This window comes from Amycolatopsis sp. w19 (assembly GCF_051373225.1).
GTDB lineage: Bacteria > Actinomycetota > Actinomycetes > Mycobacteriales > Pseudonocardiaceae > Amycolatopsis > Amycolatopsis japonica.
The window spans coordinates 64,801-91,659 of sequence record NZ_JBPQFM010000025.1; the positions used below are offsets into that span (position 1 = coordinate 64,801).

Annotated in this window: 26 protein-coding genes and 1 tRNA gene; 15 read left to right on the top strand and 12 right to left on the bottom strand. The window is 68.5% G+C overall.

The annotated features are described in order from the left end of the window. Positions 1–3: 3 nt before the first annotated feature. Positions 4–978, bottom strand: coding sequence for a LysR family transcriptional regulator (locus ACSMFO_RS34540; protein WP_436461905.1), 975 nt, complete (start codon positions 976–978; stop codon positions 4–6). Further along, complete coding sequence (locus tag ACSMFO_RS34545) at positions 978–1,475, bottom strand: DinB family protein (RefSeq protein WP_436461885.1); 498 nt, start codon at positions 1,473–1,475, stop codon at positions 978–980. The genes ACSMFO_RS34540 and ACSMFO_RS34545 overlap by 1 nt, the downstream gene beginning before the upstream one ends. A 54-nt stretch (positions 1,476–1,529) precedes the next feature. On the opposite strand from ACSMFO_RS34545, the gene ACSMFO_RS34550 reads away from it, so the two are divergent. The 7 genes from ACSMFO_RS34550 to ACSMFO_RS34580 all read left to right on the top strand — a co-directional run bounded on the left by ACSMFO_RS34550 (position 1,530) and on the right by ACSMFO_RS34580 (position 6,571). After that, entirely contained in the window at positions 1,530–2,303 is a 774-nt protein-coding gene (locus tag ACSMFO_RS34550; protein WP_436461886.1) for an aminotransferase class IV family protein, read from the top strand. Between the two features lie 14 nt (positions 2,304–2,317). Next, a complete protein-coding gene (locus ACSMFO_RS34555) occupies positions 2,318–2,905 on the top strand; it encodes a short chain dehydrogenase (RefSeq protein WP_436461887.1) in 588 nt (195 codons plus the stop codon). A gap of 32 nt (positions 2,906–2,937) precedes the next feature. Next, entirely contained in the window at positions 2,938–3,945 is a 1,008-nt protein-coding gene (locus ACSMFO_RS34560) for a methyltransferase (RefSeq protein ID WP_436461888.1), read from the top strand. Positions 3,946–3,978: 33 nt separating this feature from the next. Next, the gene (locus ACSMFO_RS34565) at positions 3,979–4,779 is read left to right on the top strand and encodes a metalloregulator ArsR/SmtB family transcription factor (protein WP_436461889.1); all 801 of its coding nucleotides are present in this window, start codon (positions 3,979–3,981) and stop codon (positions 4,777–4,779) included. Between the two features lie 5 nt (positions 4,780–4,784). Further along, on the top strand, positions 4,785–5,384 hold the full coding sequence (locus tag ACSMFO_RS34570) for a dihydrofolate reductase family protein (RefSeq protein ID WP_436461890.1): 600 nt from the start codon (positions 4,785–4,787) through the stop codon (positions 5,382–5,384). 184 nt (positions 5,385–5,568) lie between these two features. After that, positions 5,569–6,171 carry a nucleotidyltransferase domain-containing protein gene (locus ACSMFO_RS34575; RefSeq protein ID WP_436461891.1) on the top strand — a complete coding sequence of 201 codons (603 nt, stop codon included), beginning with the start codon at positions 5,569–5,571 and terminating at the stop codon, positions 6,169–6,171. Positions 6,172–6,214: 43 nt separating this feature from the next. Next, positions 6,215–6,571: a hypothetical protein gene (locus tag ACSMFO_RS34580; protein WP_436461892.1), complete on the top strand. Its 357-nt coding sequence runs from the start codon at positions 6,215–6,217 to the stop codon at positions 6,569–6,571. 25 nt (positions 6,572–6,596) lie between these two features. Here ACSMFO_RS34580 and ACSMFO_RS34585 read toward each other — a convergent pair. Next, a tRNA-Leu gene (locus ACSMFO_RS34585) sits at positions 6,597–6,670 on the bottom strand. Positions 6,671–6,795: 125 nt separating this feature from the next. Between ACSMFO_RS34585 and ACSMFO_RS34590 the strand changes: the two genes are divergently transcribed. Next, positions 6,796–7,017, top strand: coding sequence for a DUF3618 domain-containing protein (locus ACSMFO_RS34590; protein WP_005165704.1), 222 nt, complete (start codon positions 6,796–6,798; stop codon positions 7,015–7,017). Positions 7,018–7,020: 3 nt separating this feature from the next. Here ACSMFO_RS34590 and ACSMFO_RS34595 read toward each other — a convergent pair whose 3' ends face one another. Next, a complete protein-coding gene (locus tag ACSMFO_RS34595; protein WP_174492001.1) occupies positions 7,021–7,431 on the bottom strand; it encodes a hypothetical protein in 411 nt (136 codons plus the stop codon). A gap of 233 nt (positions 7,432–7,664) precedes the next feature. Beyond that, positions 7,665–8,222: a TetR/AcrR family transcriptional regulator gene (locus ACSMFO_RS34600; RefSeq protein WP_436461906.1), complete on the bottom strand. Its 558-nt coding sequence runs from the start codon at positions 8,220–8,222 to the stop codon at positions 7,665–7,667. A gap of 122 nt (positions 8,223–8,344) precedes the next feature. On the opposite strand from ACSMFO_RS34600, the gene ACSMFO_RS34605 reads away from it, so the two are divergent. Next, the gene (locus ACSMFO_RS34605) at positions 8,345–9,805 is read left to right on the top strand and encodes a flavin-containing monooxygenase (protein WP_436461893.1); all 1,461 of its coding nucleotides are present in this window, start codon (positions 8,345–8,347) and stop codon (positions 9,803–9,805) included. 68 nt (positions 9,806–9,873) lie between these two features. Here ACSMFO_RS34605 and ACSMFO_RS34610 read toward each other — a convergent pair whose 3' ends face one another. The 4 genes from ACSMFO_RS34610 to ACSMFO_RS34625 form a co-directional block, all read right to left on the bottom strand. Beyond that, positions 9,874–10,344 (bottom strand): helix-turn-helix domain-containing protein, encoded by a 471-nt coding sequence (locus ACSMFO_RS34610; protein WP_038509035.1) that lies wholly within the window; start codon positions 10,342–10,344, stop codon positions 9,874–9,876. Between the two features lie 289 nt (positions 10,345–10,633). After that, positions 10,634–12,256, bottom strand: a complete 1,623-nt coding sequence (locus tag ACSMFO_RS34615) for an LCP family protein (protein WP_436461894.1) — start codon at positions 12,254–12,256, stop codon at positions 10,634–10,636. Between the two features lie 162 nt (positions 12,257–12,418). Further along, positions 12,419–14,581: a phospholipase A2 gene (locus ACSMFO_RS34620; RefSeq protein ID WP_436461895.1), complete on the bottom strand. Its 2,163-nt coding sequence runs from the start codon at positions 14,579–14,581 to the stop codon at positions 12,419–12,421. Between the two features lie 76 nt (positions 14,582–14,657). After that, positions 14,658–15,860: a GGDEF domain-containing protein gene (locus ACSMFO_RS34625; protein ID WP_436461896.1), complete on the bottom strand. Its 1,203-nt coding sequence runs from the start codon at positions 15,858–15,860 to the stop codon at positions 14,658–14,660. 66 nt (positions 15,861–15,926) lie between these two features. Between ACSMFO_RS34625 and ACSMFO_RS34630 the strand changes: the two genes are divergently transcribed. Then, entirely contained in the window at positions 15,927–16,121 is a 195-nt protein-coding gene (locus ACSMFO_RS34630; protein ID WP_436461897.1) for a hypothetical protein, read from the top strand. A 347-nt stretch (positions 16,122–16,468) separates the two neighbouring features. Here ACSMFO_RS34630 and ACSMFO_RS34635 read toward each other — a convergent pair whose 3' ends face one another. After that, positions 16,469–17,683, bottom strand: coding sequence for an MFS transporter (locus tag ACSMFO_RS34635; protein ID WP_125734486.1), 1,215 nt, complete (start codon positions 17,681–17,683; stop codon positions 16,469–16,471). A 371-nt stretch (positions 17,684–18,054) separates the two neighbouring features. Between ACSMFO_RS34635 and ACSMFO_RS34640 the strand changes: the two genes are divergently transcribed. Then, positions 18,055–18,948 carry an SDR family NAD(P)-dependent oxidoreductase gene (locus tag ACSMFO_RS34640; protein ID WP_436461898.1) on the top strand — a complete coding sequence of 298 codons (894 nt, stop codon included), beginning with the start codon at positions 18,055–18,057 and terminating at the stop codon, positions 18,946–18,948. Positions 18,949–19,101: 153 nt separating this feature from the next. On the opposite strand, the gene ACSMFO_RS34645 is transcribed toward ACSMFO_RS34640, so the two are convergent. Together ACSMFO_RS34645 and ACSMFO_RS34650 are read right to left on the bottom strand one after the other, a co-directional pair. Next, positions 19,102–19,758 (bottom strand): maleylpyruvate isomerase N-terminal domain-containing protein, encoded by a 657-nt coding sequence (locus ACSMFO_RS34645; protein WP_436461899.1) that lies wholly within the window; start codon positions 19,756–19,758, stop codon positions 19,102–19,104. Between the two features lie 123 nt (positions 19,759–19,881). Next, positions 19,882–21,747, bottom strand: coding sequence for an AMP-dependent synthetase/ligase (locus tag ACSMFO_RS34650; RefSeq protein WP_436461900.1), 1,866 nt, complete (start codon positions 21,745–21,747; stop codon positions 19,882–19,884). A 149-nt stretch (positions 21,748–21,896) separates the two neighbouring features. Here ACSMFO_RS34650 and ACSMFO_RS34655 point away from each other — a divergent pair, with 149 nt between their 5' ends. The 4 genes from ACSMFO_RS34655 to ACSMFO_RS34670 form a co-directional block, all read left to right on the top strand. Continuing rightward, entirely contained in the window at positions 21,897–22,544 is a 648-nt protein-coding gene (locus tag ACSMFO_RS34655; protein WP_436461901.1) for a transcriptional regulator, read from the top strand. Further along, on the top strand, positions 22,528–23,709 hold the full coding sequence (locus ACSMFO_RS34660; RefSeq protein WP_436461902.1) for a kynureninase: 1,182 nt from the start codon (positions 22,528–22,530) through the stop codon (positions 23,707–23,709). The genes ACSMFO_RS34655 and ACSMFO_RS34660 overlap by 17 nt, the downstream gene beginning before the upstream one ends. 241 nt (positions 23,710–23,950) lie before the next feature. Further along, positions 23,951–24,301 (top strand): hypothetical protein, encoded by a 351-nt coding sequence (locus ACSMFO_RS34665; RefSeq protein WP_073848413.1) that lies wholly within the window; start codon positions 23,951–23,953, stop codon positions 24,299–24,301. A gap of 373 nt (positions 24,302–24,674) precedes the next feature. Next, the coding region (locus tag ACSMFO_RS34670; protein WP_436461903.1) for a sensor histidine kinase at positions 24,675–26,859 on the top strand (2,185 nt) is incomplete at its 3' end.

A 26,859-nucleotide genomic window follows, 5' to 3' on the forward strand; every position in this document is an offset into this window, starting at 1 on the left:
GGCTCACTTTTCCGTACCGCGGGACCCTCGCGCATCGTGCACACGGGTCATGGCCTCCCGATCGGACACCGGGAGCCACTGCCGCTCCGGATCGAAGGGCCGGTACGCGGAGCGGACGTGCTCGATCAGCAGCGGCAGCGTGGGATGCCGGTTGTCGTGCCGCCACAGCAGCGAGAACGGGTACACCGGCGTTGGGTCGACGAGCGGGATCTGGACGACGTCCGGATGCCAGGGCACGTGCATTTTCGCGCCGACGAAACCCAGCCGGTCCTTCGACCCGCCGAGTACCTCGATGTGGTGTTCCAGTCCGTAGTTCGGGCCGTCGGTGTCGACCAGGATGCCGAACGCCGGGCACAGTTCCGCCCAGAACTCCGCCCATTCGCTGGCGCGCGCGTTGTAGGGCATCCAGGCGGTCAGGCCTTCGAGCTCCGCCATCGCCACCTTTCGCCGCCGTGCGAGCGGATGCCGCCGCCCGACCAGCAGGTTCGCCGGTTCCAGATAGGCGGGCGTGCGGCCGATCCCCGGGGACGGCGCCGTGCTGACGCGGGCGAACGCGGCGTCGACGGACTCGGGCAGCATCGACCGGCGTACCGCGCCCAACCCTGGCGTGACGAGTTCCAGTTCGTCGTCGTGGTCGGCATGAAAGGCGCGGATGACCTCCATGGTCGCCAACCGCGTGCCGAGGACGTCGACGCGCAGGGGACGTCGCCTGCCCTGAAGACGCTCGACGGCTTGGTCGGCGAGGCTGATGAGCGCCCGGGCGTGTTTGAGGAACTCCTCGCCGTCTTCGGTCGGCTCGGCGCCTCCGCGCGTTCGCGACAGCAGTCGCACGCCGAGATCGCTCTCGAGCTTCGCGACGCGTTTGGAGACCGCCTGCTGGCTCATGTCCAGCCGGATCGCGGCCTCGCTGAAGTACCGGTCCTCGGCCACCGCGACGAATGCGCGCACCGCGCCCAGATCGAGTTCCCTTCCCGGCATCACGCCGCGCGCCGCTGTATCCTGAGCTGCCCGATCTCCGACACGTTCTTCATCAGTTCGGCGTTCACCCAAGCGACGGTGTGGGCGAAGGTCAGCCCGGCTTCCTCGCCGAACGGGTACGCGGAGGGCGCGTCGAAGTCGGCGTCGGTCAAGCGGTCCAGCCATTCCGCGCGAAGGCCGCCAAGCCAGGCGATGGCGGTTCCCGCGCCGGGCCAGGCGATTTCCGTGCGCTCGCGCGGAGTTCGCCCGTTTGCGTGGTCCAGCGCCACGCTCCACCACCAGCCGATATGCCAGGTGAGCCAGGCGATCGTGGGGACCGGGACGGGGTCGGGTTCGGTGTCGGCCCAGTCGGGCGTGCCGTCCGGCCGTATCGTCCAGCAGTGGGACGTGGGCTCCCAGAAGAAGTCCTCCGACGTCAGGTCGGCGAGGTGATACTCGAACAAGGACCAGGTCAGATCGAACTGCCAGCGGGACAGCTCCGAACGCGATGCGGGCACCCGCCGGATCCTCGCTTCGGGGCACGGCGGCCGCAACCGGTTTACGGTGCGGTCATGAGTCCCTATGTCGCGCAGCGGAACGGCCGGACGGCGACCGCCGAAGACTTGGCGCCACTCGCCTTCGCCGGCTTCGCCCACTTCACGGCCATGCAGGTGCGTGACGGCCGGGTCCGCGGTCTCGACCTGCATCTGGATCGGCTCCGGACCGCTTCGCTGGAACTGTTCGGCGACGCCCTGCCGGACGACCGGATCCGCTCGTACGTGCGCGAGGCGCTGAAGTCCGGACCCGCCGACGTCTCCCTCACCGTGACGATCCACCTGCCGGGTGACCTCGAAGTCCTGGTGCGCACCCGGCCTCCGGCTTCGGGTCCGGCCGGTCCGCTGGCGCTGACGGCCGTCGCCCACGAGCGCCTCCTGCCCGCCCTCAAACACACCGGCGAGATGGCGAAGACCTACTTCCGGCGGCGGGCCGTCGCCGAAGGATGCGACGACGCGGCGTTCGTCGATCGCCGGGGCAGGCTGAGCGAGGCGACGATCTGGAACCTCGCCTTCTCCGACGCCGATACGGTGGTGTGGCCCGACGCCGATTTGCTGGAGGGGACCACGATGGGCATCGTCCGGCGACGGCTGGCAGCACTCGGTGTGCCGCAACGGGTCCAGGAGGTCACGCTCGCCGACCTGCCGGGGCTCGCGGGCGCGGTGGTCATGAACTCGTGGACGCCGGGGATCGCGGTGCACCGGATCGGCCCGGCGCCGCTGCCGGAAGCGCCGTCGTTCGTCGAGACGCTGCACCGCGCCTACGAAACAGAACCTCTTGTGCGACCTTGAAAGGAAAGACGCCGATGAAGATCCTCGTGGTCGGTGCCACCGGGACGATCGGGGCCGCGGTCTCGTCGGCCCTCACCGTGCGCGGGCACACGGTGCTCGCCGCTTCGCGCTCGGGCGACGTCAAAGTGGACGTCGAAGAGCCCGCTACTGTCGACGCCCTCTTCGCCGCCGAGCCGGGTATCGAGCACGTCGTGTGCTGTGCGGGAAGCGGCTCGCTTGCCCTGGTCGACGGCGGCGCTGACGAAGAGTTCACCCAAGGCCTGCAAGGGAAACTGCTCGGGCAGGTGTTCCTGCTCCGGCACGCGATCCCGCATCTGCCGGACGGCGGATCGGTCACGCTGACCGCGGGCCGGATCCCGGAAACGTTGCGCGGCAGCGCTTTCGGCGTCCTGACCAACGCCGGTCTCGAAGCCTTCGTCGCCGCGGCGGCCCGTGAACTGCCGCGCGGACTCCGCGTCAACGCCGTCAGCCCCGGCTGGGTGCGCGAAACGCTCGCGGCGCTCGGTGAACCGGAAGGCGGCACCCCGGCGGCCGACGTCGCGCGAAGTTACGTCGAGGCCGTGGAGAACGCTGCCCTCACCGGCAGGACGTTGGTGCCGTAAGTCGGTTGACCGCGCTGCCACAGTGGTCAGTCGTGACCACTCATGACAAGGACAGGCAGGAATTCCTCCGGCTGGCCGGTCTCGCGACGCCGATGGCACTGCGCGTCGCCGTGACACTGGGACTGCCGGACCGGTTGTCCGGCGACGGCGCGGCCGCCATGGACCTGGCGTCGGAACTCGGCCAATCCCCGCTCGCGCTCGATCTGCTGCTGGGGCATCTGACCACACTCGGTGTCCTCGAACGGACGTCGGCCGGCTACCGCACCACCGAGTACGGGGCGAAACTCCGCGCCGACGCGGGCAACGGTCTCGCCGGGCTGCTGGACATCAACGCCGCCGGCGGGCGGGGCGAACTGGCGTTCGTCGAACTCGCGCACAGCGTCGCCACCGGCGAGGCGGGCTACGTCCGCCGCTACGGCCAGGACTTCTGGACCGATCTCGCCGAGAATCCTCATCTCCGGGAGACGTTCGACCGGCAGATGACCCAGCGGTACCTGACGCAGGTGCCGCGGTTCGTCACCGGGTTCGACTGGTCGCGCTTCGGCACGCTCGTCGACGTCGGCGGGGGTCACGGCAGCCTGCTCGCCGCGATCTTGAAGGCCAACCCCTCGATGCGCGGTCACCTGGTCGATCTCGCGCCCACCGCGGCCGCCGCCGAAATGGAACTGCGCGAGCAAGGGCTCGGAGACCGGGTCGAGGTGAGCGCGGGCAGCTTCTTCGATCCGCTTCCGGCCGGGGCGGACGCCTACCTGCTGTCCGACATCCTCCACGACTGGGACGACGAGCACGCCCATCGCATCCTGGCCCGCTGCGCCGAGGCGGCCGGCGCCGGAAGCCGGGTCCTCGTCATCGAGGCGGTCGGCGGGCTCGGGGCGCAGACCGAGTGGGACCTGGTCATGCTCGTGCTCTACGGCGGCCGCGAGCGACGTCTCGACGAGCTTCGCGAGCTCGCCGCCGCGCACGGCCTGGTCTTCGACTCCGTCACCACCCTGACCGAGCAGCGCAGCCTGCTGGAGTTCCGCCGCCAAGATATTCCTTGACAAGAATATTCTGCTGAGTGAATACTTCTCGGCATGGAGCAGATCGCAGCAGCACTGGGAGACGGAGCGAGGTGGCGCCTCGTCGAGCTTCTCGCCGAGCGGCCCCGGTCCGTCGGTGAGCTCGCCGAGCTGACCGGCCTGCGGCAACCGCAGACCACCAAGCACCTGCAGACCCTCGCCCGCGTCGGGCTCGTGACGGTGTTCCCGCTCGGGCAGCGTCGCGTCTACGCGGTCGAAGCGGGCCCGCTGAAGGACCTCGAAGGGCGGCTGCGGACGCTGAGCACGACCATCGAGGCGAACGCGGGTGAGCGCGACGTCCTCACGCGCTATCAGGCCGCGATCGGCGCGGACACCGAGGCCGCGAAGCGGGACCGGTGGGCGGACGGGCGGGCGTTCTCGTTCGACCGTCTGCTCGCCGCGTCGCGGAACGACGTCTGGCGGCACTGGACGGAGCCCGCGCTGCTCGCGTCCTGGTGGGCGCCGCCCTCGATGACCGTGACCGACTGCGTCATCGAGCCGTGGACCGGTGGCCGTGCCGTGCTCGACTACCGCGACGCGGAAGGGCGCTACCGGTCCGCGGGGGAGGTCCGCGCCGCGACCGAACCCGAACACCTCGAGTTCGACCTCTCGGTGCTGGACCCCAAGGGGGACACCTTCTTCACCGGTCATTACGACCTGCACTTCACCGAGGCGCCGGGCGGGACCCGGCTCCGGCTCGACCTGCGCATCACCGAAACCACCGTCGAGGCCGTCCCCTTCATCGCCGGCATCGAAACCGGCTGGGGCCAGGTGCTCGACAACCTCGCGACAACGCTGACCCAGGAAAAGGACTGAACGACATGACGAACCACACCGGCCGCCGCGTCACCGCCAACATCAGCCTCACCCTCGACGGCCACTACAGCGGCCCCGGCGGCCCCGGCGACATGGGCGCGATCGTCTCGTACGCCACCACCGACGTCGCCCGCGCCCACCTCGGCCGCATCCACGAGACGGCGACCACCGCGGTGCTCGGCAGGCTGAACGCCGAGGGCTTCCTGGGCTTCTGGCCGACCATCGCCGCCGACGGGAACGCCGACCCCCGCGACCGCGCGTACGCGAAATGGCTGGTAGACGCCGAGAAGGTGGTCTTCTCGACCACGCTGACCGAAGCGCCCTGGGACCGCGCCCGCGTCGTGAACGCCCCTGCCGCCGAGGTCATCGCCGACCTCAAGGCGGACGGGGAAGGCGACATCCTGGTCAACAGCAGCGCCAGCGTCATCAAGGCCCTGCTCGCGGACGACCTGATCGACCGGCTGTACCTGATGATCTGCCCGGAGATCACCGGCGGCGGGCAGCGGCTGTTCGTCGACGGCCTGCCGGCGTCGAGGTGGGCGTTGGCTTATCAGGAGGTCGGGGAGCTGGGGGAGATGGCGCTGGTCTACGACCGGGTGCGCTGATATCCGGGTCTCGTGAGTGGTCAGGAAGGTTCTAACCGTCCTGACCACTCACGATGATGGCTTTCACGTGCCTCAAGCGAGCTCGCCCGGTGCCTTTACTATAAGACAGGTACATGTACTATAGTTGGTATTCCGGCACTATAGTTGTCTTGGAGTCAGGCAAGTGGACTTGAGCAGGCCGTTGATGACGGTCACCCCCACGGTCGACGGCGACGTGCTCGCCGTCCTCGCCGGCCACGACGGCATCTTCACGACCGGGCAGTTGCATCGCCTGCTGGCCCGGCATTCGGAGGAGGGCATCCGCAAAGTGCTGCGGCGCCTGACGAAACAGGGTGTCGTCGAGTCCGACCGAGTCGGCAACGCCTTCGCGTACCGGCTCAACCGTGACCATCTCGCGGCGGAACACATCATCGGGCTCGCCCGGATTCAGAAGACGCTTCTGGAGCGCATCGAGGATCGACTGGAGTCCTGGCAGGTCCCGCCGGTGTACGCCGCGGTCTTCGGCTCGGTGGCACGCGGCGAGATGACGGAGGACAGCGACCTTGATCTGCTGCTGATCCGGCCAGATGACGCCGACGACGACCGTTGGGAGGCGCAGGTCGATGAACTGGCGGTCGAGGTGACCCGCTGGACCGGCAACGACACCCGTCCTCTGGAGTTCACCGAAGCCGAACTCGTCGGCAGCGCGTACGACGAGGCTGTTCTGCGCGATGTGGCACGAGACGGACTGACCGTGGCCGGCAGCCGGGCATGGCTGACCGGTCATCTGCGAAAGAGAAAAGGCTGACGTGCGGATCAGAAGATGCGACGCGAGCGTTCAACGAGGTCGCATGCACAAGGCGACCCAGTTCAACGAGGCGGCGGACATGATCCGCGAACTCGCCGACGAGCACGAGGACATCGCCGACGCGTACGTCACCTTGTGTGTTCACGCCGGCATCGCGGCGTCCGACGTCATTTGCTGTGCCAGGCTGGGCGAACACGCACAGGGCGAGAACCACGACGAAGCGATCAGCTTGCTGGCTCAGGCCGACAAGGAAATCGCGAAGCACTTGAGAACCCTGCTCAAGCTGAAGACCAAGGCGGGTTACAGCCACACTCCGGCCACGGTGGACGAGTTCAAGCGTGCGGGCCGGGCGGCTCAGACGCTGGTCGAAGAAGCCCGCCGGGTAGCCACCGCACGCTGAGGCCACGCGTCTCGAGCAGGTTGGGTGGGCCCGGAGAGACTCGAACTCTCACTGGCACGGACCTAAACCGTGTGCCTCTGCCAATTGGGCTACGGGCCCCCAGTGCTGCCCCGAAATCGTAGCGTGCGACACGTTCGACGTTTCTCGGCGTGGCCGGTGCCACGGTGAGGGGTGCCGTCCTCTAACGTGGGCTACCAGCAAGTCCGTCGCGGCGAGGAGGACACGTGGCTCGCGATCCCGAGACCATCGAGCGTGAGATCGAGCAGGCCAGGAACGCGCTGGTCGCCACGCTCGACCAGCTGGGCACGAAGGCGAACCCCGCGAAGCTGGTGGATTCCGCGAAGACCGGTCTGCGCGCGAAGCTGGACGAGCCCAAGGTTAAGTACCCGCTCATCGGCGGGGCCGTGCTGATCGGCGTCCTGCTGATCCGCAAACTCCTGAAGTAGGTCTCAGGAGGTCTGGGCCGCCTTGGCGGGTGTCTTGGCAGGCTCGGACTTCTCCTTGGACTTCGCCTCGTCGACGGCCTTCGGGAGTTCCTTGCCCTGGGGCACCGGAGGCTTGCCGCCGGTCTTCTCCTTGGCCTTGCCGTTCGCCGGCGGGGGAACCTCGAGCGGTTCGATCTCCGGGAGCGTCAGCCTCGCCGTCATGTAGGCGGCGGTGAACTCGAGCGCGCTGCCGTTCAGCAGGTGCACCACGGTCGAATGTTCCGGCGGGGACAGTTTCTCGACCAGCTGGTCGGCCCGGTCCCGTGCCGCGATGATGCCCGGCGCGCGACCGGTCAGTTCCTTACCGGAGCCGCTGACCGTGACCTTCCAGTCGTCGTCCTCTTGGACGTACGACGCGGTGATCGGTTCGGTCATCCGCCTCACCCCTCTCCTCGCGAGCATGCGTCACTCAATGGACTTCGTCACGCCGCCGTCATGACGCCACTTTCGGGTGGTGGCGCCCCCTCCTGACGGAGGCCGCGACTGTCCATCAGACTTTCTACAGTGTCATCGATACAGTAGGACAACTCTGTGTCACAAGACACTGGCGGCAATGTGCTCTGAGTGACGACCGAATGGCCTAATGCACGAGCATCTTCACAGTCGTTTCAGCGGGCCCTCGCCGACAGGCCCGACCAGAGGATGTCCATCGCGTATCCGGTCGCCGTTTCAGGGCTGAGGTCCTCGTGTCGTTCACACCAGATCGCGAGCCGTTCGCACGCTCCGACGACGAACTCCGCGGACGCCTCGGCGCGGAGGTCGTCGGCCTGGTCGAGGTGGTCGCTCATCAGCGCGGCGATCAGGTCGGTCTGCTGGCGGCGGGTCTGCTCGATCTCGTCGGCGGCCCCGGTCCCGATCAGCGCCATCTCGTGGCGGAGCAGTGACCAGGCCTGTCGCCGTTCCCGGATGAAGACGAAGAACGCGAGCAGTCCGCGCCGCAGCGCGTCCTCGGCCGAGGTCGCGCCGACGGTCGCCCGTTCGGTGACCTCGCGCAGGGCTGCCCGCGACTGCTGGATGCAGGCGAGCAGGAGCCCCTCTTTCGAGTTGAAGTACTCGTAGAGCATCGGCTTGGAGACCCCGACGCGTTCCGCGATGTCGTCCATCGACGCCGCGCTGTAGCCGCGATCGGCGAAGACTTCTTCAGCGATTTCGATCATTTGCCGCATCCGCTCTGCTCGTGGCATGCGTTTGCGCTTCGCCGTCGTCACCACAACACTCTACCGAAGGTAACCTACTTCAAGTAAGGTGAACTCCCGGTAACAGGTAATACGAACGAGAGGTCGGGGTCATGGGCAACCGCACCGAGACCGGTGTCGTCATCGTCGGAACCGGCTTCTCCGGGTTGGGTATGGCCATTCAGCTGCGGAAAGAGGGCCGCGAGGACTTCGTCATCCTGGAGAAGGCCGACGACGTGGGCGGCACGTGGCGCGACAACACCTACCCCGGCTGCGCCTGCGACATCCCCTCGCATATGTACTCGTTCTCGTTCGAGCAGAACCCCGGCTGGTCCCGCGCGTACTCGCCGCAGCCCGAGATCTGGCAGTACATGCGCGACGTCGCCGCGAAGTACGACCTGCACCGCTTCATCCGCTTCGGCCAGGAGATGACCGGCGCCCGCTGGGACGCCGATGAGAACCGCTGGCACGTCGCCTCGAAGCCGGGCGACGAGTTCGTCGCGCCGGCGTTGGTCGCCGGCGTCGGCGCGCTGCATCTGCCGCAGATCCCGAAACTGCCCGGCATCGAGCGCTTCAAGGGCCGGGCGTTCCACTCCGCGCAGTGGGAGCACGACTACGACCTCACCGGCAAACGGGTCGCCGTGGTCGGCACCGGCGCGAGCGCGATCCAGTTCGTGCCTCAGATCGCGAAGGACGTCTCCGAACTGACCCTCTTCCAGCGGACGCCGCCGTGGATCATGCCGAAGCCGGACCGCGAGATGCCCCAAGCACTGCGGAAGACGTTCAGCTCGGTGCCACTGCTGCAGCGCGCTTTCCGCGACGTTCTCTACTGGGGCCTCGAAGCCCGCGCGATCGGCTTCAACGGGCAGCCGTGGGTGATGAAGATCGGCCAGCGCATCGCGAAGCGCAACATCTTCAAGAGCGTCAAGGATCCCGAGCTGCGCCGGAAGCTGACGCCGGACTACACCATGGGCTGCAAGCGGGTCCTGGTCTCCAACGACTACTACCCGGCGCTCGCCCGGGACAACGTCGACGTCGTCACCGACGGCGTGAAAGAGGTCCGTGAGCACAGCGTCGTCGACGGCGCCGGCGTCGAGCACGAGGTCGACGCGATCATCTACGGCACCGGATTCCACGTCACCGACGCCTTCGACGACCTGGAGATCATCGGCCGCGACGGGCGCAACCTCGGCAAGGAGTGGGCGACCGAGGGGATGCGGACCTACCAGGGAATCACCGTGTCCGGGTTCCCGAACCTGTTCTTCCTGCTCGGCCCGAACACGGGGCTGGGGCACAACTCCGTGGTGTTCATGATCGAGGCGCAGATCTCGTACGTCGCGCAGGCGCTACGGCTCGCGCGCGGCAAGGCGCTCGACCCGCGGCCGGAGGCGCAGGAGCGCTTCAACGGTGAGATCCAGCGCAAACTCGCCAAGGGCATCTGGACCCAGGGCGGCTGCAAGAGCTGGTATCTCGACGCGAAGGGCGTCAACCGCACGATCTGGCCGGGCTTCACCTGGCGGTACTGGCTCGACACCCGCAAGGTGCGCCGCGAGGACTACGAACTCCTCGGCTGAGGAAAGGGGGAGGGTCCGTGAAAGCCAAGATGGGGGGCATGGCCTTCACGGACCGGGGAACGCCGCGCTCATGAGGGGTTGAGCCGGCGAAGCCTTCCGATGAGATCGACGGTGGGGATGCCGCAGAGTTCGGCCATCCGTTCCAGCGCCGCGAAATCGAGGTGGACCTCGGCCGAGCCGTTGTCACTCGATCTCTTGAGCCGGTCGTCGGCCCACCGTCGCAGCGGGAGCAGTTCCTGCTGCTCGTCCTTGATCACCAGGCGCAGGTCGATCCGCACCCGGCCCGGTTCGTCCACGAACACCCGGCGGTGCACCTTGGCCAGCAGATCCTGTGGCAGCTCGTCCATCGCGACGCACAGTTCGACCAGCCGCACCACGGAACAGTGCCGGGTGCCCAGCTCGTAGGTGGCCAGCGTCTGGAGCGAGATCTCGCTCTGCAGATGCTGGTTCAGTTCCTTGCGTGTCCAGCCACGTTTACGGCGGAGCTTGCGGAGCTCGTCTCCGAGTATCCGCTGATAGCTCTCAGCGTCGATCAGCACTCCCCATCCCCTGCCTTGCCAACCTTCTCCACCGCCCGTCCCATGTGACAAAACCAGGGACGAGCGCGCTCACGTGTATGAAAGTCGGCAGGGCCGCCGCTCTTACGCGGTTTCGGGGGTGGTTTTCCCATCTATTTTGGCCGGCTGAGCCGAATGGGTGAACGAATGGCGTGTGGAGGGGGCGTTTCGGTGGCCTTCAGCGCTCATCCGGCCGTTGCGAAAGCCACTTTCGCAACCTTCAACGTTGCGAAAGTGGCTTTCGCAACACCTGGGGAGGAGCGGCGCGGCGTCAGTTGACGCAGGGCACGCCTTCGGCGGTGATCGGCTTCTCGTCGGACTGCTCGGGCGGCGGAGCCGCGGCCGACGAACCGGCGGCGTTCTGCGAGGAACCGGAGCCTTCGGCGCCGCTCGGCGCCTTGAAGTCCGAGCCGAGGAAGACCATCACGTGCCCGGCCTCGACGCTCTTGTCCTCTTGGACGGTCGGGCTGCCGCCGAGTGCGTCGGCGACCGCCTGGCCCGCCGCCTTCTCGCCCTTGGCGACCCAGACCACCGTCTTCTTGCGCGCGCTCGCGGTGGCCGTGTCGCCCGCGGTGAAGCCCTTGTCGACGAGCTGCTTCAGCACCGACGAGGCCAGCCCGTCCCGGTTCGTGGAGTTGCGGACGTCGACCGTGGTCGCCTTGTTGGCCGACTCGGCGGGCGGCGCCTGCTGCTGTTCGCCGGGCTGCGGGCCCGCGAGCCCCTGGACGAAGCTCTTGACCTGTTTCGGGTCGACCTGGATGGCGACGCCGTCGTTCGGGGTCTTGTACTCGATGTTGACGATCGGGATCGTCCGGAACTCGAGCTGACCGCCGGTCAGGCTCTTCATCTGCTGCGCGAACCCGAAGACGTCCCAGTTCTGGTTGAGCACGACCGACTTCTTGATGGCCGTGATCAGGTCGTTGAGCTTGCCCGGGTTCGCGAGCGTGCCCGCCGAGAGCACCTTCCGCGCCATCCCGGCCATGAACACCTGCTGCCGGACGACCCGGTCGAGGTCGCCGCGCGGCAGGCCGTGCCGCTGCCGGACGAAGCCGAGCGCCTCGACGCCGGAGATGGTGTGCGGGCCCTTGGTGAACTTCGCGCCGGAGAACTGGTCGTTGACGTCGTCGTTGAGGCAGACGTCGACCCCGCCGATGGCCTGCGTGATCTCGCTGAAGCCGAGCAGGTTGATGGCGGCGTAGTTGTCGATGGTCGAGCCGGTCAGCTGCTCGACCGTCTTGATCAGCGTCTTCGCGCCGGCCTCGTTGGCCTTCTGGTCGAGTTCCTTCGGGTCGGAGACGCCGTCTTCCTGCAGCTTCTTGCGCTCGTCGAGCATCGCGCGGGCGTAGGCGGAGTTGATCTTGTGCTTGCCGAAGCCGCCGGGAATGTCGACGTAGGAGTCACGCGGGAGCGAGATCGCGACGGCCTTGGAGCCGTCGTTCGGGATGTGCACGAAGATCAGCGAGTCGGTGTTCAGCTCGCCGTCGGCCTGCCCGGCGCGCAGCTGGGCCAGAACTTCCTTCGACAGCGGGTTGCCCTGCGCGTCCGTGCGGCTGTCCAGGCCGACGAGCAGGATGTCGCGGGCACCGTCGGCGGGCTTGTCGCCTTCGTCCGCGCCGATGCCGACGTTCGCGAAGGTCAGGCCGTCCATCGCGGCCCACGCGTACCCGGTCAGGCCCATCACCAGCAGCGACACGAGGCCGAGGGCGATCTTGGGGCCGCGGAACGATTTGCGTCGCGGGGCCGGGCGCCGGGGTGGCTGGCCCGCGGACTGCCGGGCAGGCACCGGGCGGGCTCCACGGGGAGGGGCCGGGCGGGAAGGAACGCGTCCGGGCGCGTCCTGCCTAGGCCGGGCGGGACGTCGATCCCCATGCCCATTCCGAGGCGGGTACTCCACGCGGTCTGCTCCTTCTGTTCGTTACCGGTTCGACGGTCTCTTCAAGGGACGCATGGTGCCTGTTGCGGGTTGTCGCAGGATTACACATCCCCCCGAAGATGTGGCACGCACCACCGTTTTCCTCTCAAGGGTACGGAAATCCCCTGGTCAGCGCCGTGTGGTTCAGGGAAGGACACGCCGGGCCGCGCGGGCGGGGACCAGCGTGGCGGCCGCCGCGAGCATCGCGACGACGATCGTCGCGACCGGCAGCGCGACGGAGGCGGCGCTCACCCGCTCGCCTTCGAGGGCGGTCATCAGGGGCGGCGCGCACGCGATCGCGCAGACCAGCCAGGTCCCGGTCATCCGGCTCGTGCCGTTGCGCACGGTATGCAGCAGGTACACCCCGAGCAGCAGGTTGACCAGGCTCTGGACCGGGCCGAACCGGATCCCGAGGAGGTCGGCGTCGGCCGAGGCGCCGCCGAACCGCGTCAGCGCGAACCCGAACACGCCGAGCATCGAGTACGCCATCCCGACCGTCGCCGCCGCGCGGCAGAACACCATGGCCCGCAGACCCGGCTCGTCGACCGCCCGCTGCTGAGGTCCCGAATGGCGTTCGAACCACCAGAAGACGAGCACGGCGGGCACGGCGAGCAGGGCCATCGCGAGCAAGACCTTCGGGCGGGCCAGCCAGCTGAGCCCGTCCACGAACGGCCCCGGCAGGTAGACGACCGCCACGAGCAGCAGCATCGCGGCCAGGAAGCCGAGGTACAGGCTCATCGGCGCGCGCAGGACGAGACGCGCGGCCGCGGCGACCGCCGGACGTCCGCCGAGCCGGGCCAGCGGCCGGGCGAGCAGGCCGAGGAGCGCGAGCTGCACCAAGCCGAGCAGCAGCACGCCCCACGGCGGACCCGAAAGCGCGGCCGGGGCGCCGGGACCGCCGAGCAGCATCGGTCCTTCGCCGCGGACGGCTACCGTGAGGCCCAGCCCGGCGGCGCCGGTGAACGCCGTCGCCACGAGGACGCCGCGCGACGGGCGGGCACCGGCGGCGTGGGCGAACGCCAGTTGCTGGACGAAGAGGGCGAGGAACAACGTCTCCGCGTAGCGGGGGACGGCCGAGCCGGACCACTGCGCGGCCGCCTCGCTCGCCAAGGTCAGCGCCAGCAGCCCGGCGACGGAGGCGGCCCGCGTCCGGTGATACAGCGCCAGCAGCGCCGGCGCGAGGACGACGGTCAGCAGGAACACGCCGAGCAGCCAGAGCGGATGCAGCGCGATCCGCATGACCGTGGCGTTCGTGCCCGTAGGGATCCCCAGCACTTCCAGCGCGAGCGGGACGACCAGCGCGACCACGGCGAAGATCAGCGCCGGACGCAGCAGCGGGCTCGCCCGGTCGGCGAGGTACTGCGGATAGCGGCCGCCGCTCGCGCGGATCGACCGCCAGCCCGCCTCGTTGATCCGGCCGACCGCGAAGAAGATGAGCGGACAGAGCTGGGCCAGCCAGGTGAACGGCCACAACGACCGCTCCGGCGCCCCCGCCCAGTGCGCGAGCGCGACGGCGGATTCGCCGAGCACCATCAGCACGACCCCGGCGACCCCGAGCAACGCCCATCGGCCGACCGGGACGACCGGCCGCGGTTCGCGGGGGAGCGTGACGGCCGTCCGGCGGGTGCGGACCCAGCCGCGGAGGCGGAACACCAGCAGCGCGCCGATCACCAGCACGCCGACGATCATCGGGCCGAGCGGGTCGCCGACCGGCGGACCCCAGCGCTGATGCCAGGAGTTGAGCACCAGACCGGCGGTATAGAGGGAGGCGACGACGTCGCACGTGCCGCGTGAGTCCATCGGGTTGAGGACGCAGGCGTTGTGCATGTCGGCGGAGAGCCGGTCGTCGAGCGAGACCCTCGCCTCCTGGCCGAGCGGGTGCCCCTTGCGTTCGGCGTAGCGGAGGATGTCGTAGCCCAGGTCGTGGGCCTTGCAGGGAACCGCGTAGTCCCATTTGGTGTTGTCGTCGCCCCAGGGCGCCGAGCAACCGCCGTCGGTGTGGACCGCGCGCACGGTGCCGTCCCGCGCCGTCATCACCCCCGGGGTGATGCCGCTGACCGCGGTGAAATCGGCGGGGAGTTCGGCGATCACGTTCTCGACCGGGCCCGGCCGCACCAGCGCGTCGACCGCGTTCTGCGCGGCGAGGAGATCACCCGTCGGTGGGCCCTGGTCCGGCGGCGAGGCGGGCCGTGACGCGATCAGACCGAAGCCGAACACCAGCACCGTGACCAGCAGCAACCAGCCCGAAGTCGACCATGGCCGCCGGATCCGGGCAGGTCGAGCGGCGGCGTCGGCTGTCGCTGGCATGGGATCAAGGGTGCCATCCGCCGATCGGGGCCGACATCCGGATAACCCCCGGGTTCACCCAGCGGGTGTCCCTCGGTCAGGTGGCAGGCCGGTCGACGTCCTGGGCGAAGCGCACCTGGTTCCGGCCGTTCTCCTTGGCCACGTAGACCGCGGCGTCGGAGGCGTGCAGGAGTTCTTCCAGGGATTCACCGTGACGAGGGAACAGAGCGGCCCCGATCGAGGTCGTGCGGCCCGAGATGGTCACCCGGCTACCCCTTTTGTCGGTAGTCACTATATGCAGTTCGGCGATAGCGCTGCGCACTCGCTCGGCGGCCAGTTTGGCCGCCGTTTCGTCGATATCCGGCAGGAGTACGAGGAATTCCTCGCCACCGAACCGGCCGATGACGTCGGCGGGCCGGGTGACCTCGTCCAATTTCCGCGCCACATCGCGGAGGACGTCGTCGCCCGCCGGGTGTCCATATGTGTCGTTAATCCACTTGAAGTGGTCGAGATCAATCATCAGAAGTGCCAGGTTGTCGTCCGATCGGGCAGTCCTTCCGAGCGCCCGATCGGCCGACTCCGACCATCCGCGCATGTTGAGAACACCGGTTTTCGGGTCCGTCCGCGCGTCGTTTTGCAGTTGGTCGATCTCGGCGAGGCGATTGAACACCACCGTCACCACGGCCATCACGATCACCATCGGTGGCATGATCAACAGCAGCACCGCGGTGACCGCGCCGAGGCCGATCGTGATGGCCTCCAGCAGGTTGTCCGCCGCGTTGCCGAGCACGGTGGACAGCGACGGCCGCTTCGGCGAGCCGATCGCGAGGATGCCGCCGATGTAGGCGATCTGCACCGCTTCGAAGACCATCCCGGTGACGATCAGGACACCGAACTCACCGAGGGTGTCCCAGCCGGAAATCCTTCCCCATTCATGCGGTCCGAACGCGGCGAAGGTGAGTGAGGCCAGTGTCACCGAAACGCCGTGCGTGACCGACGAGAACACGAAGTTGTGCGCGGGCCGGCGGGCGATGAACCAATGCTGGATCCGGACGATCGCGATGATGGAAAGCGTCAGCGAAAGCGGCAGGATGACCGCGGCCGGAAATGTCCATACCGCGGTGAGGTCGATGAGGACGGTGCGGCTTCGATCGCGCCGTCTTTCTTCTTGTCGCTGAGTGAGCTGAATATGCGCCGTGGCGCCGACGGCGAGAATCGCGAAACGAACCCAGTCGATTCTTCCCGGATTCGTGGAATTCATCGTCGCGACGACCATGATCGCGATTCCGATGGCCTCCATCGCGAAAAGGAACGCGATGAACCGCTTCGGCCGCTGCCACAGCGCCCACGCCCTGGGATCGTAGGGATGGCGCTCCGGAGGTCCGGCCTGGTCACCTTCCGGGCTTGCCTGCCCGCGTTCGGTCACCGGTACACCGCGGTCCGCGGCGGCCGCGGCCGTTGCGCCGTCAAGGTCGCCGGTGCCGTCACCGTGCTGGCGGCGGTCGCCGGTCTCGGCTGGCAATTGCTACCTCTTTTCCGCCCGGACGGCACGGCTGAGTAATCTCACCGGTACCGACTGATACACCGTTCGTATTCCACGGCCGGTATCATCCCATCGCAACAGTTGTCCGACACCGGCAAGGGTGCCCGCGAACACGGACCGGAGGTGGCAATCGTGTCCCGTGATTTCTGATCTTGGTCGCTGAATGTTTTTCGAGACGCGTCGCGGAAGGGGTGACGGATAGTGTCCAGTCGTGACTTCTGAGCCCGGACAAGGTATTAGTTCGCAGCAACGAGGATGCCGGGAGGTGTCGGACAGTGTCGAGCCGTGACTTCTGATCGAGAGTCGTTTCTTTTCGCCCAAGTGTCGAAGGGCCGAGCGTGGAAGCGGTGTCCCGTGTGGATTCCTCATGACAGCAACGGTTCCGGGCTGGATCCGTTGATGTGGCCCCAGCTGAGCGCGACCAGTACGGCCAGCAGCAGGCCGACCACGCCTGCCAGCGCGATGGCCGAGGTCGCCGCCCCGAGCCGATCGGCGGCGAGCCCGCCGAGTCCCGCCCCTATTCCTTGAGCCACCCGCAATCCCGTGCGGTACACCCCACCCGCACCGCCCCGGAGTTCGTTCGGGACCCACGTGATGAACGTGGCGCTCACCGTGATCAGGTACGCCCCCGCGGCACCCGCCGCCGCCAGCAGGAGCAATGCCGGAATCAGCCCCGGCTTGAGCGCGAAGGCGATCAGGGCGACCATCGGTAGTGCCGCCAGCACGCCGAGCAGCTTCCTCCGTTGTTCCGCGGAGACGAATCGGGACAGCAGGAACGCCCCGATCACGAATCCCAGCGGATCGGCGGCCAGCAACCAGCCGACGGCTTGTTTCCCCACGCCCATCTCCGCGGCGAGCGGCGCGGCCAGCCCTTCGGGGATGACGGCCAGGCCGACCAGCCACGAGAACCAGATCAGCACCCGCAGATGGCGGTTGCCGAAGACCTGCTTCACCGCGCCGAACCAGCTGCCGTTGCCGTCGGACGCCGCCGCCCGCCTGGAGACGGAGAAGCGGACAACGGCCGCGCTCAGCAGGAACGTCGCGGCGTCCAGCGCCAGCGCCCAGCTCGCCCCGACGTGCGACACCAGCAGACCGCCGCCCGCCAGCCCGAGCAGCATCGCGGTGTTGGTCGAGATGCCCCGGATGTCCTGGCTCTTCAGATAGAGGTCGTCGTCGGTGAACACCTCGCGGGTCAGTGCGTTCTGTGCCGCGTTGCCGGGCGCGTTCGCGAGCCGGGCCAGCACCACCAGCCCACACAAGAGGGCGAGCGGGGTGCCAGGGATCGCCATGATCGCGATCAGCACGCCTTGGATGAGGGACGAGACGACGAGGACGGTGCGCCTCGGGTAGCGGTCGGCCAGCTGGGAGAGGCCGAGACCGCCGGCCAGGGCGGGCAGGAAGGTCAGGGAGTAGACCACCGCGGAGAGCAACGCGGAGCCGGTCCGGTCGTAGACGAGGATCGCCAGCGCCACGATGGTGAGCTGGTCCCCGATGAGGGACTGCACCTCGGCGAGCCAGAGTGCGCGGAACTCGCGGTTCGCCAGGGCGGCGGTCATCCGCGGCGCCGCGTTCATCTTCACTGCGTGACCACCTCCCCCCGATCGGGTGAACTTGCTTTCCTCGCATTCTTGCCTGCCGTGTTACGTGGTCAGCGAGGGAGTCACAGTTGCCGTCCCGCCGGACGACGTTCAGTATGCCTCCGGCTACAGCGAGACGAACAGAAGACCGGCCGATCCTTCGCCTGTTGGGCCGATCGGGCTACGCCGTCTGACCGGTGGGTGATGTCGGCCTGACTCGTCCGCGGGTATCTCCGGGCCGATCGCCCCGCCCTCGCTCGGCGCAGCCGGGCCGCCGTTCGCCGCCGCCGGAGGTCCGGCTGGGCCGAATGGTCCAACACTGAGTAGAGACCGGTCTGGAGGTGGAGGCCGGCTGGGTCAAAGGGGTGAAGGCGATGAACGGTTTGCTCGACGACAAGGCCGTCGTCGTGACCGGGGCGGGTCGTGGCCTCGGCGAGGCGTTCGCGGTGCACGTGGCGAGGGCGGGCGGGGCCGTCGTGGTGAACGACATCGACGCCGAACTGGCCGAACGGACGACGGAGAACATCCGCCGGTTCGGGGGCAGGGCGGTCGCCAGCGGTCACAGCGTCGCCGATCCGAAGCAGGCGCAGGAGATCGTGGACCTCTGTCTCGCGGAGTTCGGCGCGATCGACGGGCTGGTCAACAACGCGGGCCTGAACTACGAGGCGCTGCCGTGGGAGGACGACGTCGAGCAGGCCCGAGAACTGGTCGAGGTGAACGTCCTCGGCGTCATGTACACCGGGCTCGCCGCGATCAAGGCGATGGTTTCGCGGGGCATGCCCGGCTCGATCGTCAACATCTCGTCCGGGGCGTCGCTCGGGCAGCGCAAGCTCGGCGTGTACGCCGCCAGCAAGGGCGCCGTCGCTTCGCTGACCTATTCCTGGGCGCTCGACCTGGAGGAGAGTGGGATCCGGGTGAACGCGGTCTGCCCGCTCGCGCACACCCGGATGGTGTGGAAGTCCGAACGTTCGCTGCGGGCCTGCCCGCCGGACCGGACGCCGTCGCGGATCGCGCCGGTCGTGCTCTTCCTGCTCGGCTCCGGATCCGACGGGATCACCGGGCAGATGATCCGCTGCAACGGGCCGCAGCTGCACGTCATGGGCCAGCCGTACCTGAAGCAGCCCATCCTCGAGCGCCCGGTGTGGGACACCGAGACCGTGCAGCGCGCCTTCGACGAGGTCTTCAGCGCGCACCTGGAGAACTACGGCCTCGAAAAGCGTGTCCCGCCCCGGCTCCGCAAGTGGACGGAGTCCACCCGAACCGCCTGACACCCGTGATCAGACGGATGACACGCGTGATCAGAGACGGAACTCGCGTGATCAGGCGGCGAACTCACGTGATCAGAGACGGAACGCCTCCAATCACGCGAGTCCCGTCCCCAATCACGCGAGTTCGCCATCCAGTCACGCGTGTCGTCCGGTTTAGCCGATGACGAAAGGCAGCTTCGCGGCCAGGTCGCCGAGGGCGGCCTTCTCGGCGTCGGTCGCTTCGCGGCGTCCGGTGCCGACCAGGAGCGCGTCGGTGTCGGAGAACGACTCGGGGAACTTCTCGCCGGTCCGCTCCTCCAGGATCCGCCGCGTCTCGGCGAGGCCGTCGGCGGCGGGGCCGTCGAGGTGCGGGAGGTACGCGACCAGGTCGAGGTGGTGCAGCGTCCACTCCAGGACGTATGCGGAAAGGAAGTCGCCCGCGGTCAGGACGATGTCGCGGGTGGCGACCCTGGCCGCCGGGTCGGCGAGGGTGGCGGCCCGTCCGGCGGCGGAACCGACGTCGTCGAGGTGGAACTTGAGCAGCCGCGGCTCCTGGTACGCGGCGGCGAGCCGCACGATCAGCGCGTCGAGGTCGTCCTCACCGGTGGGCGGTTCGCCGGACACCTCCCAGTAGGTGACCGCGTCGCGCGTCGGTTCCGTGTCGGCGGGGGTGGCGAGGGTGATCAGCACGTCCTGGGCGTCGATCACGAGGTGACACGCCAGGTCCCGCACCAGCCAGCCGGCGCAACCGGACGGCTTGTCGAAGTCTTCGTCGGGGGTTTCGGCGACGGCGGCGAGCAGCGCCGCCCAAGATCGGGAAAAGAGATCCACGGCGGCAAGTTAGCAGCGGTCGCCGATCGGTCGCGACTCCTTTCGGCCCGGTCCGCGTGCGATGAACGGTCCTTTCCTTGCGAATTTCGCAAGGAAAGGACCGTTCCTGGCGCGCGCGAGGGGTCAGGTGCCGGCGGCCGGGGCGGGTTCGGGGGTGGCGGCCGCGTACAGGTCCGCGATGGTCGGCGCGTACCGGTCGTTGATGATCCGCCGCTTCAGTTTCAAAGTCGGTGTCACTTCGCCGGTTTCCGGCGTCCACGCCTTGGGGATCACGTGATACCGCTTGATCTGCTCGATCCTGGCCAGCCGCGCGTTCGCGGCCTCGACGGCCTTCTCGATCTCCGCGCGGACCTCGGCGTTGTCGGCGAGCGATTCGCCCTCGGCGAGCTGGATGCCGTTCGCGGTCGCCCAGCCCGGCGCGATCTCGTCGTCGACGACGATCAGCGCCGTGACGTACGGCCGTTTCTCGCCGATCGCGACGGCCTGCCCGATCAGCGGGTGCTCCTTGAGCAGCCCTTCGATCTTCGTCGGGGCGATGTTCTTGCCGCTCGAGGTGATGATCAGTTCCTTCTTGCGGTCCGTGATCGTGACGAAGCCGCGTTCGTCGATCGTGCCGATGTCGCCGGTGGCGAGCCAGCCGTCGGCGTCGACGTCCGGTTTGATCGTGCCGTCCGCCTGCAGGTAGCCGAGGAAAACGATCGCGCCGCGGACGAGGAGTTCGCCGTCTTCGGCGACCTTCACCTCGATCCCTTCCAGCGGGCGGCCGACCGAACCGGCCTTGAACGCCGTCGGCGTGTTCGACGTGACCGCGCCGGTGGTCTCGGAAAGTCCCCAGACCTCCTGGATCTCGACGCCGAGCCCGGCGATGAAGTACAGGATCTCCACCGGCAGCGCGGCGGCGCCGCTGGAGGCGACCTCGATCTGGTCGAGGCCCAGCATCGCCCGCACCGGCGCGAGCGCGGCCGCGTCGGTCCGCGCGATCTTCTCGGCGAGTTCCGGCGGCACTTCCTTGCCGTCACTGCGCAGTTTGTAGCCCTGCTGCAGCAGTTCGTTCGCGCCGATCAGGCCGTTCCGCTTCTCCTCCGGCAGCGAGCCGAGCAGGTTCTTCAGGCCTGCCACCATCTTTTCCCACACGCGCGGGACACCGAAGAAGCTCTTCGGATGCACCTGGCCCAGCGCGCCGACGACGCCCGTCGGATCGCCGACGGTGTGCACGTGCCCGGCCCACACGATCGGCATGTAGATCGACAGTTCCCGTTCGGCGATATGCGCGAGCGGCAGATACGCGATGTTCGTGGCGTGCATCGGGGAGTCGTGCAGCTTCTGGACGGCGACGGCCTGGTAGATCGCGTTGCGGTGCGACAGCACGACACCCTTGGGGTCGCCGGTGGTGCCGGAGGTGTAGATCATCGACAGCGGATCGTCCGGCGTGATCGCGGACCACGCCGTCTCGAACGCCTCCGGGTCGGCCGCGTGCGCTTCGGCGCCCGCCGCGCGGAGGTCGGCGAAGGACAGGAAACGCTTGTCGTCCTGGGGAATCACGGACGCGTCGAGCAGCACGACGTGCCTCAGCGCGGGCAGGTCGTCGAGGACCTGAGACCAGCGGTCGAGTTCGTCGGCACCGGCGAGGACGACGACGCCGGCGGCGCTGTGCCGGGCGACGAACCCGATCTGCTCCGGGCTCAGCGTCGCGTACGCGGTGCAGGGGATCGCGCCGAGGTGGGCGGCGGCGAGGTCGGCGATCAGGTGTTCCGGGCTGCTCGGCGCCATGATCAGCATCCGGTCGCGGACGCCGAGCCCGAGACCGGCGAGCCCGCGGGACACCTCCGCGATGGCGGTGCGGAATTCGGCCCAGGTGAGGGTCGGCTTGCCCTCGATGTCGAGTGACGTCACCGCCGGCAGGTCACCGAACTCCTGGGCGTTGCGGTGAAGCAGGGCGGGGATGGTCTGGCCTTCGATCTGCTCGGCGACGGTCGGCTGGGTGGTCAACGCTGGCCTCCTCGATGCTGCCTGATCAGGCACACTGTAAGGGCTGTCGGCAGTGCTGGATAGAGAATCGCGGCCACGGTTGCGCTACGCGAAATGTCCACCTTTTCCGTTTTCACCGCGTCAGCCCCGAACAAGGAGGAGCCTCGACGATGACCGGTTCGGCACGCGAGTTGATCAACGCGGTCCAGGCGGAACTCGCCCCCCGCGACGGCGAGAACAGGCTGGTCCCGTCGGTCGAAGCGGGCGAGGCGCCGCGGGAGGTCTTCGCCGCGATCGCCGAGGAGGAGTACCGGATCGTCCGCAGCGACTGGCGCAGTTTCCTGCACCTCGCCTCGCGTGCGAGGGAGCGGAACGCGAGAGAGTTCTTCGCGGCCTTGGCTTCCGGCGAGGGGCTGGCGCTCGGCAAGCTGGCGGCGCTCGCGGAGGAATCGCCCGATTTCGAGCCGCGCGCGGGATGCCAGGCGTATCCGGCGTTCGTCGCCTGGCTGGCGCTCAACGGCGAACCGGCGGACGTCATCGTGGCGATCGTCGCGAACTTCGCCGCCTTCGGCCGGTACTGCGCCGCGATCGCCGCCGCGATGCGCGAGCGGTACGGCTTCGACGACGAGGCCTGCGCCTTCTTCGACTTCTTCGGCGCGCCGTCGCCCGAGCTCGCAGAGCTGGCCGTCCGAGCCGTGCAGGCCGCGCTCGACGCCGGTGAACTGTCCGAAAAGGACGCTCGGACGCACGCGCGGCTCTTCCAGTCGTACGAACTGGACTTCTGGAACACACTCGCCGACGATGGTGGCCGTGACTGACCTCGTAGCCGAGGCCGCGGCGCTGGACGCGGCCGATCCCTTGACGCACAAGCGAAACGAATTCGACCTCGACGCGAACGTCGCCTATTTCGACGGCAACTCGCTGGGCGCCCCGCCGAAGCACGTGGCCGGTCGGCTCGCCGCGGTCGTCCGCGAGCAATGGGGTGGACGGCTCATCCGGTCCTGGTCGGAGGGCTGGTGGGAGGCGCCGGTACGGGTCGGCGGGCGGATCGCGCCGCTCGTGGGCGCGGCGCCGGGTCAGGTCGTCGTGGCGGACTCGACGAGTGTGAACCTGTTCAAGGCACTGGTCGCCGCCACCCGGCTCCAGCCCGGCCGCGACGAGATCCTCGTCGACGCCGACACCTTCCCGACCGACGGCTACATCGCCGACGAGGCCGCCCGGCTGACCGGGCGCACGGTGCGCCGGGTGGTCGCCGAGGACATGCCCGCCCAGGTGAGCGAGCGGACGGCCGTCGCGCTGATCAACCACGTCGACTACGTCACCGGGCGCGCGCACGACCTGGCCGGGCTGACCGCGGCACTGCACCGCGCCGGGGCGCTGGCGCTCTGGGACCTCTGCCACAGCGTCGGCGCACTGCCGGTCGAGCTGGACGCGGCAGGCGTGGACCTCGCCGTCGGCTGCACCTACAAATTCCTCAACGGCGGCCCCGGCGCGCCCGCTTTCCTTTACGTGGCGACGAAATGGCTGGACCGCTTCGAGCAGCCGCTGGCGGGCTGGGCGGGTGACCGCGACCCGTTCGCGATGCGGGGCGCCTATGAGGCGCACGCCGGTATCGAGCGTGGCCGCGCGGGCACGCCCGACATGCTTTCGCTGCTCGCGCTCGACGCCGCCCTCGACGTCTGGGACGGCGTGGACCGCGGCGTGCTGCGGGAGAAGGGCCTCGCGCTCGGCGACTTCTTCTTCCGGTGCGCGGACGAGCTCCTCGGCGGCGCGAAGATCCTGACCCCGCGCGGCCGGGACCGCGGGCATCAGATCTCGGTGATCGACGACGACGCGGCCGAGACGATGGCGGCCTTGATCGACCGTGGGGTGATCGGCGACTTCCGCCCGCCCAACGTGCTGAGGTTCGGGCTCGCGCCGCTCTACACCACGTACGGCGAGGTGCTCCGCGCCGTCACGACGCTGCGGGATCTCCGGGGCTGAGCGCGGAGTGATACCCGGTGTGGCGAAAATGGTGAACCGTATTCGGAAATGGGTGGCAAATAGGTGATCGCCTCGCCCCGGTGGGGGAGAACGGGCGATCTTTCGCGAATCCGCTGTTAATCTCGACATTCGCTCTCGCCGCGAGTGTGACGTAGATCCTTCCCCTGTGGCGTAAGGAAAACCCACGTCGCCCGTCTTACCGGTGAGGCGCGGGCCACGGCGCCTGGAGAAGGAGGGGATCGTGTCGTTCACCTATGTCGTCGTCGCCGTGTTCGGTGTCGCCTCCGGTTTCCTGCTCAACGAATTCGGCTCCCGGTACCCGGTGGAGACGGTTCTCGTCGCGATCCTGATCTGCGGGGTGGCGACCTTGTGCTGGGCGGGCGTCCGGATGCTGCGGGACGCGTCCGGGCGGGTCGAGGCGCTCATCGACGACGAACTCGGCCGCCGCGACGAAGATCATTTCGCCGAATCGGCCGCGATAAGCGTCGGAAATTCTCGATTCCGTGGCGCGAAGGGTGTTACGACGGCGTTCCTCCGCGGTGATGTCGTTCGCAAACCGAACGGTATGTGGAGCCCTGGTCCGAAAGCGTGAGCGACGTCACGGCGAGTAGTTTTCGTCGACTTTTTCGCTGAGACGCGGACGTCACGAGGTGTGACTTGATCGTGTCCGAAGAGCGTCGATCAAGCCGCTGCCTGCGCTAAACCGCCAGGTGATCTACTGGTCGGTCACTTAGCCGGGTGCTCTGTCCCACGTGGTGGACTTTCCTGGTCCGGCTGCCTCTTGTCAGCAGGTCACGGCCATACGCGACTACCCTTCGCGTCTGGACTTGACTCACCCGTTTGGGTCTCCTAGCGTCTTCGCGGGCGGAGCGGACCACGCTGTGTTGATCCGGCTATCGGATCCCGCGGGTATGAGATCCCCGGCGACCCGACACCAATAACTGCCGGAAGGAAAACGGACCACGGTGAAGCAGATTTCCCTTGGACGAGGCCGCGGCTCTTCGATTCGTTCGCGCGTTCTGACGATCGCGCTCATTCCGAGCATCGCGCTGATGCTGGTCGGTCTGGCGATCGGCGGGTACCTGATCTTCGACGCGGTCAATGGCCGTGACTACGCGCAGCGGATCCGTGACTCGGAAGCCCCTTCTCTCCCCTTCTTCGTCCAAGTACAGGAAGAGCGGCGCCTGGCGCTGCGCGAGCTCGCGGGCGACCGGTCGCAGCACGCCACGCTCACCGAGCAGCGCGCCAAGACCGACGCCGCCGCCCAGGGTGTCGCCGCGCATCTGCAGAAGTTCATCGGGGACTCGCCCGACAGCGTGCAGCGCAACATCGCCACCTTGAACGGGCTCCTCCAGAAGATGCCGCAGATCCGGCAGTCGGCCGACTCCGGTCAGCTTCCGCTGCTGGACGCCTTCACCTTCTACAACCAGATCCTCGACCAGTTCGTCGACGGTCTGACCGGGCTGGCCCAGGACGCGCCGAACGCCGAGAACGCGTATCAGCGGATCACGGCGGTCCCGCTGTTCACCGCGATCGACCAGATGCAGCGCGCGAACGCCCTCGCCGCCGCGGCCGTCGCGGGCGGCGGCTTCACCGACGAGACCTACCGCGCGTACGTCACGGAGGTCGGTTCCTATCGCTCGCAGCTGGAGTCGTCGGTCTCGCGGATGCTCCCGGACGTCAAGGCGAAGTTCGACCAGCTCGTCGCGAGTGATCCGTGGAAGGCCGTCAACACGGTCGAGAACACCTTCCTGCAGAACAGCAAGGCCACGCTCCCCATCCCCGAGCAGACGTGGCTGCAGGCCGCGCGCGGCGTCAGCGACGCGATGATGCGCGGCTTCGTCGAGCAGAGTGGTACGGCCACGACGCAGGCGGTCGACGACGCCGACCGGACGCTGATCACGTCGGCCATCGCCGCGGCCATCGCGCTGCTGGTGGCGATCGGCGTGTTCGTCATCGCCCTGCGGCTGTCGAACCGGCTCATCGGACGGCTGGCCCGGCTGCGCGAGGACACCCTCGACGTCGCCGAGATCCGGCTGCCGGAACTGGTGGACCGGGTGCGGGCGGGCGAACCCGTCGACCTCGACGACAAGGGTCACTTCCTCGACCACGGCGACGACGAGATCGGCCAGGTCGCCGAGGCCTTCAACAAGGCGCAGCAGACCGCCATCGCGGCCGCCGTCGAAGAGGCGAGGACCCGCGAGGGCACCAAGACGGTGTTCCTCAACATCGCGCACCGCAGCCAGGTCATCGTGCACCGCCAGCTCAAGGTGCTCGACCAGGCCGAGCGCAAGCAGGAGGACCCGGAGCAGCTGGACACGCTCTTCCAGCTGGACCACCTCTCCACCCGCGCCCGCCGCAACGCCGAGAACCTGATCATCCTCGGTGGCGGCCAGCCCGGCCGTCAGTGGCGCAAGCCGGTGACGCTCGCCGAGCTGACCCGCGGCGCCTCGGCCGAGACCGAGGACTTCGCCAGGGTGAAGACGGCGAAGATGCCCGCGATGGCGGTGCAGGGCCCGGTCGTCGGCGACCTCGTGCACCTGCTCGCGGAGCTGATCGACAACGCGACCTCCTTCTCGCCGCCGCAGTCGCGCGTCGAGCTGCGGGGCAACGTGGTCGGCAAGGGTGTCGTGATCGAGGTCGAGGACCAGGGCCTCGGTATCGAGCCCGAGCAGGCCGCCGAGCTGAACGCGATGTTGGCCGATCCGCCGGACTTCGGCATCATGGCCTTGTCAGCCGAGCCACGGCTGGGCCTGTTCGTGGTCGCGCGCCTCGCCGCACGGCACGGGATCTCCGTGCACCTGCGCGAATCCGCGTACGGCGGCACCAGGGCCATCGTGCTCGTCCGCACCGACCTGCTCGCGCCGGTCCCGTCTGATGAGCCGGAGGACGAGGTGGACCCCGAGAGCACCGAGGTGCCGGAGGCCGCGCCGCTGCTTCCGGGCCGCCGTGCCCGCCACCGCACCGAGTTCCCCGCGGAGCGGCCCGAGCTGCCCGTGCCGATGCCGGTCGCGCCCCAACCCCAGCCGCAGGTGCAGCAGGGGCCGGAGCAGTCCGGAGGCACGTTGCCGCCGCTGCCTCCGCGCCCGCCGCGGGTGCCCCGGCCGGAGACGCCGCGGCCCGAGCCGATCCGCCCGGAACCCGCGCGTG

Excerpts from the sequence above, each read along its gene's own strand:
- ACSMFO_RS34540 (WP_436461905.1), bottom strand. The coding sequence starts at position 978 with ATGCCGGGAAGGGAACTCGATCTGGGCGCGGTGCGCGCATTCGTCGCG.
- ACSMFO_RS34550 (WP_436461886.1), top strand. The coding sequence starts at position 1,530 with ATGAGTCCCTATGTCGCGCAGCGGAACGGCCGGACGGCGACCGCCGAA.
- ACSMFO_RS34555 (WP_436461887.1), top strand. The coding sequence starts at position 2,318 with ATGAAGATCCTCGTGGTCGGTGCCACCGGGACGATCGGGGCCGCGGTC.
- ACSMFO_RS34565 (WP_436461889.1), top strand. The coding sequence starts at position 3,979 with ATGGAGCAGATCGCAGCAGCACTGGGAGACGGAGCGAGGTGGCGCCTC.
- ACSMFO_RS34570 (WP_436461890.1), top strand. The coding sequence starts at position 4,785 with ATGACGAACCACACCGGCCGCCGCGTCACCGCCAACATCAGCCTCACC.
- ACSMFO_RS34575 (WP_436461891.1), top strand. The coding sequence starts at position 5,569 with ATGACGGTCACCCCCACGGTCGACGGCGACGTGCTCGCCGTCCTCGCC.
- ACSMFO_RS34580 (WP_436461892.1), top strand. The coding sequence starts at position 6,215 with ATGCACAAGGCGACCCAGTTCAACGAGGCGGCGGACATGATCCGCGAA.
- ACSMFO_RS34595 (WP_174492001.1), bottom strand. The coding sequence starts at position 7,431 with ATGACCGAACCGATCACCGCGTCGTACGTCCAAGAGGACGACGACTGG.
- ACSMFO_RS34600 (WP_436461906.1), bottom strand. The coding sequence starts at position 8,222 with ATGCGGCAAATGATCGAAATCGCTGAAGAAGTCTTCGCCGATCGCGGC.
- ACSMFO_RS34605 (WP_436461893.1), top strand. The coding sequence starts at position 8,345 with ATGGGCAACCGCACCGAGACCGGTGTCGTCATCGTCGGAACCGGCTTC.
- ACSMFO_RS34620 (WP_436461895.1), bottom strand. The coding sequence starts at position 14,581 with ATGCCAGCGACAGCCGACGCCGCCGCTCGACCTGCCCGGATCCGGCGG.
- ACSMFO_RS34625 (WP_436461896.1), bottom strand. The coding sequence starts at position 15,860 with ATGGAGGCCATCGGAATCGCGATCATGGTCGTCGCGACGATGAATTCC.
- ACSMFO_RS34630 (WP_436461897.1), top strand. The coding sequence starts at position 15,927 with ATGGCGCTCCGGAGGTCCGGCCTGGTCACCTTCCGGGCTTGCCTGCCC.
- ACSMFO_RS34640 (WP_436461898.1), top strand. The coding sequence starts at position 18,055 with ATGAACGGTTTGCTCGACGACAAGGCCGTCGTCGTGACCGGGGCGGGT.
- ACSMFO_RS34655 (WP_436461901.1), top strand. The coding sequence starts at position 21,897 with ATGACCGGTTCGGCACGCGAGTTGATCAACGCGGTCCAGGCGGAACTC.
- ACSMFO_RS34660 (WP_436461902.1), top strand. The coding sequence starts at position 22,528 with ATGGTGGCCGTGACTGACCTCGTAGCCGAGGCCGCGGCGCTGGACGCG.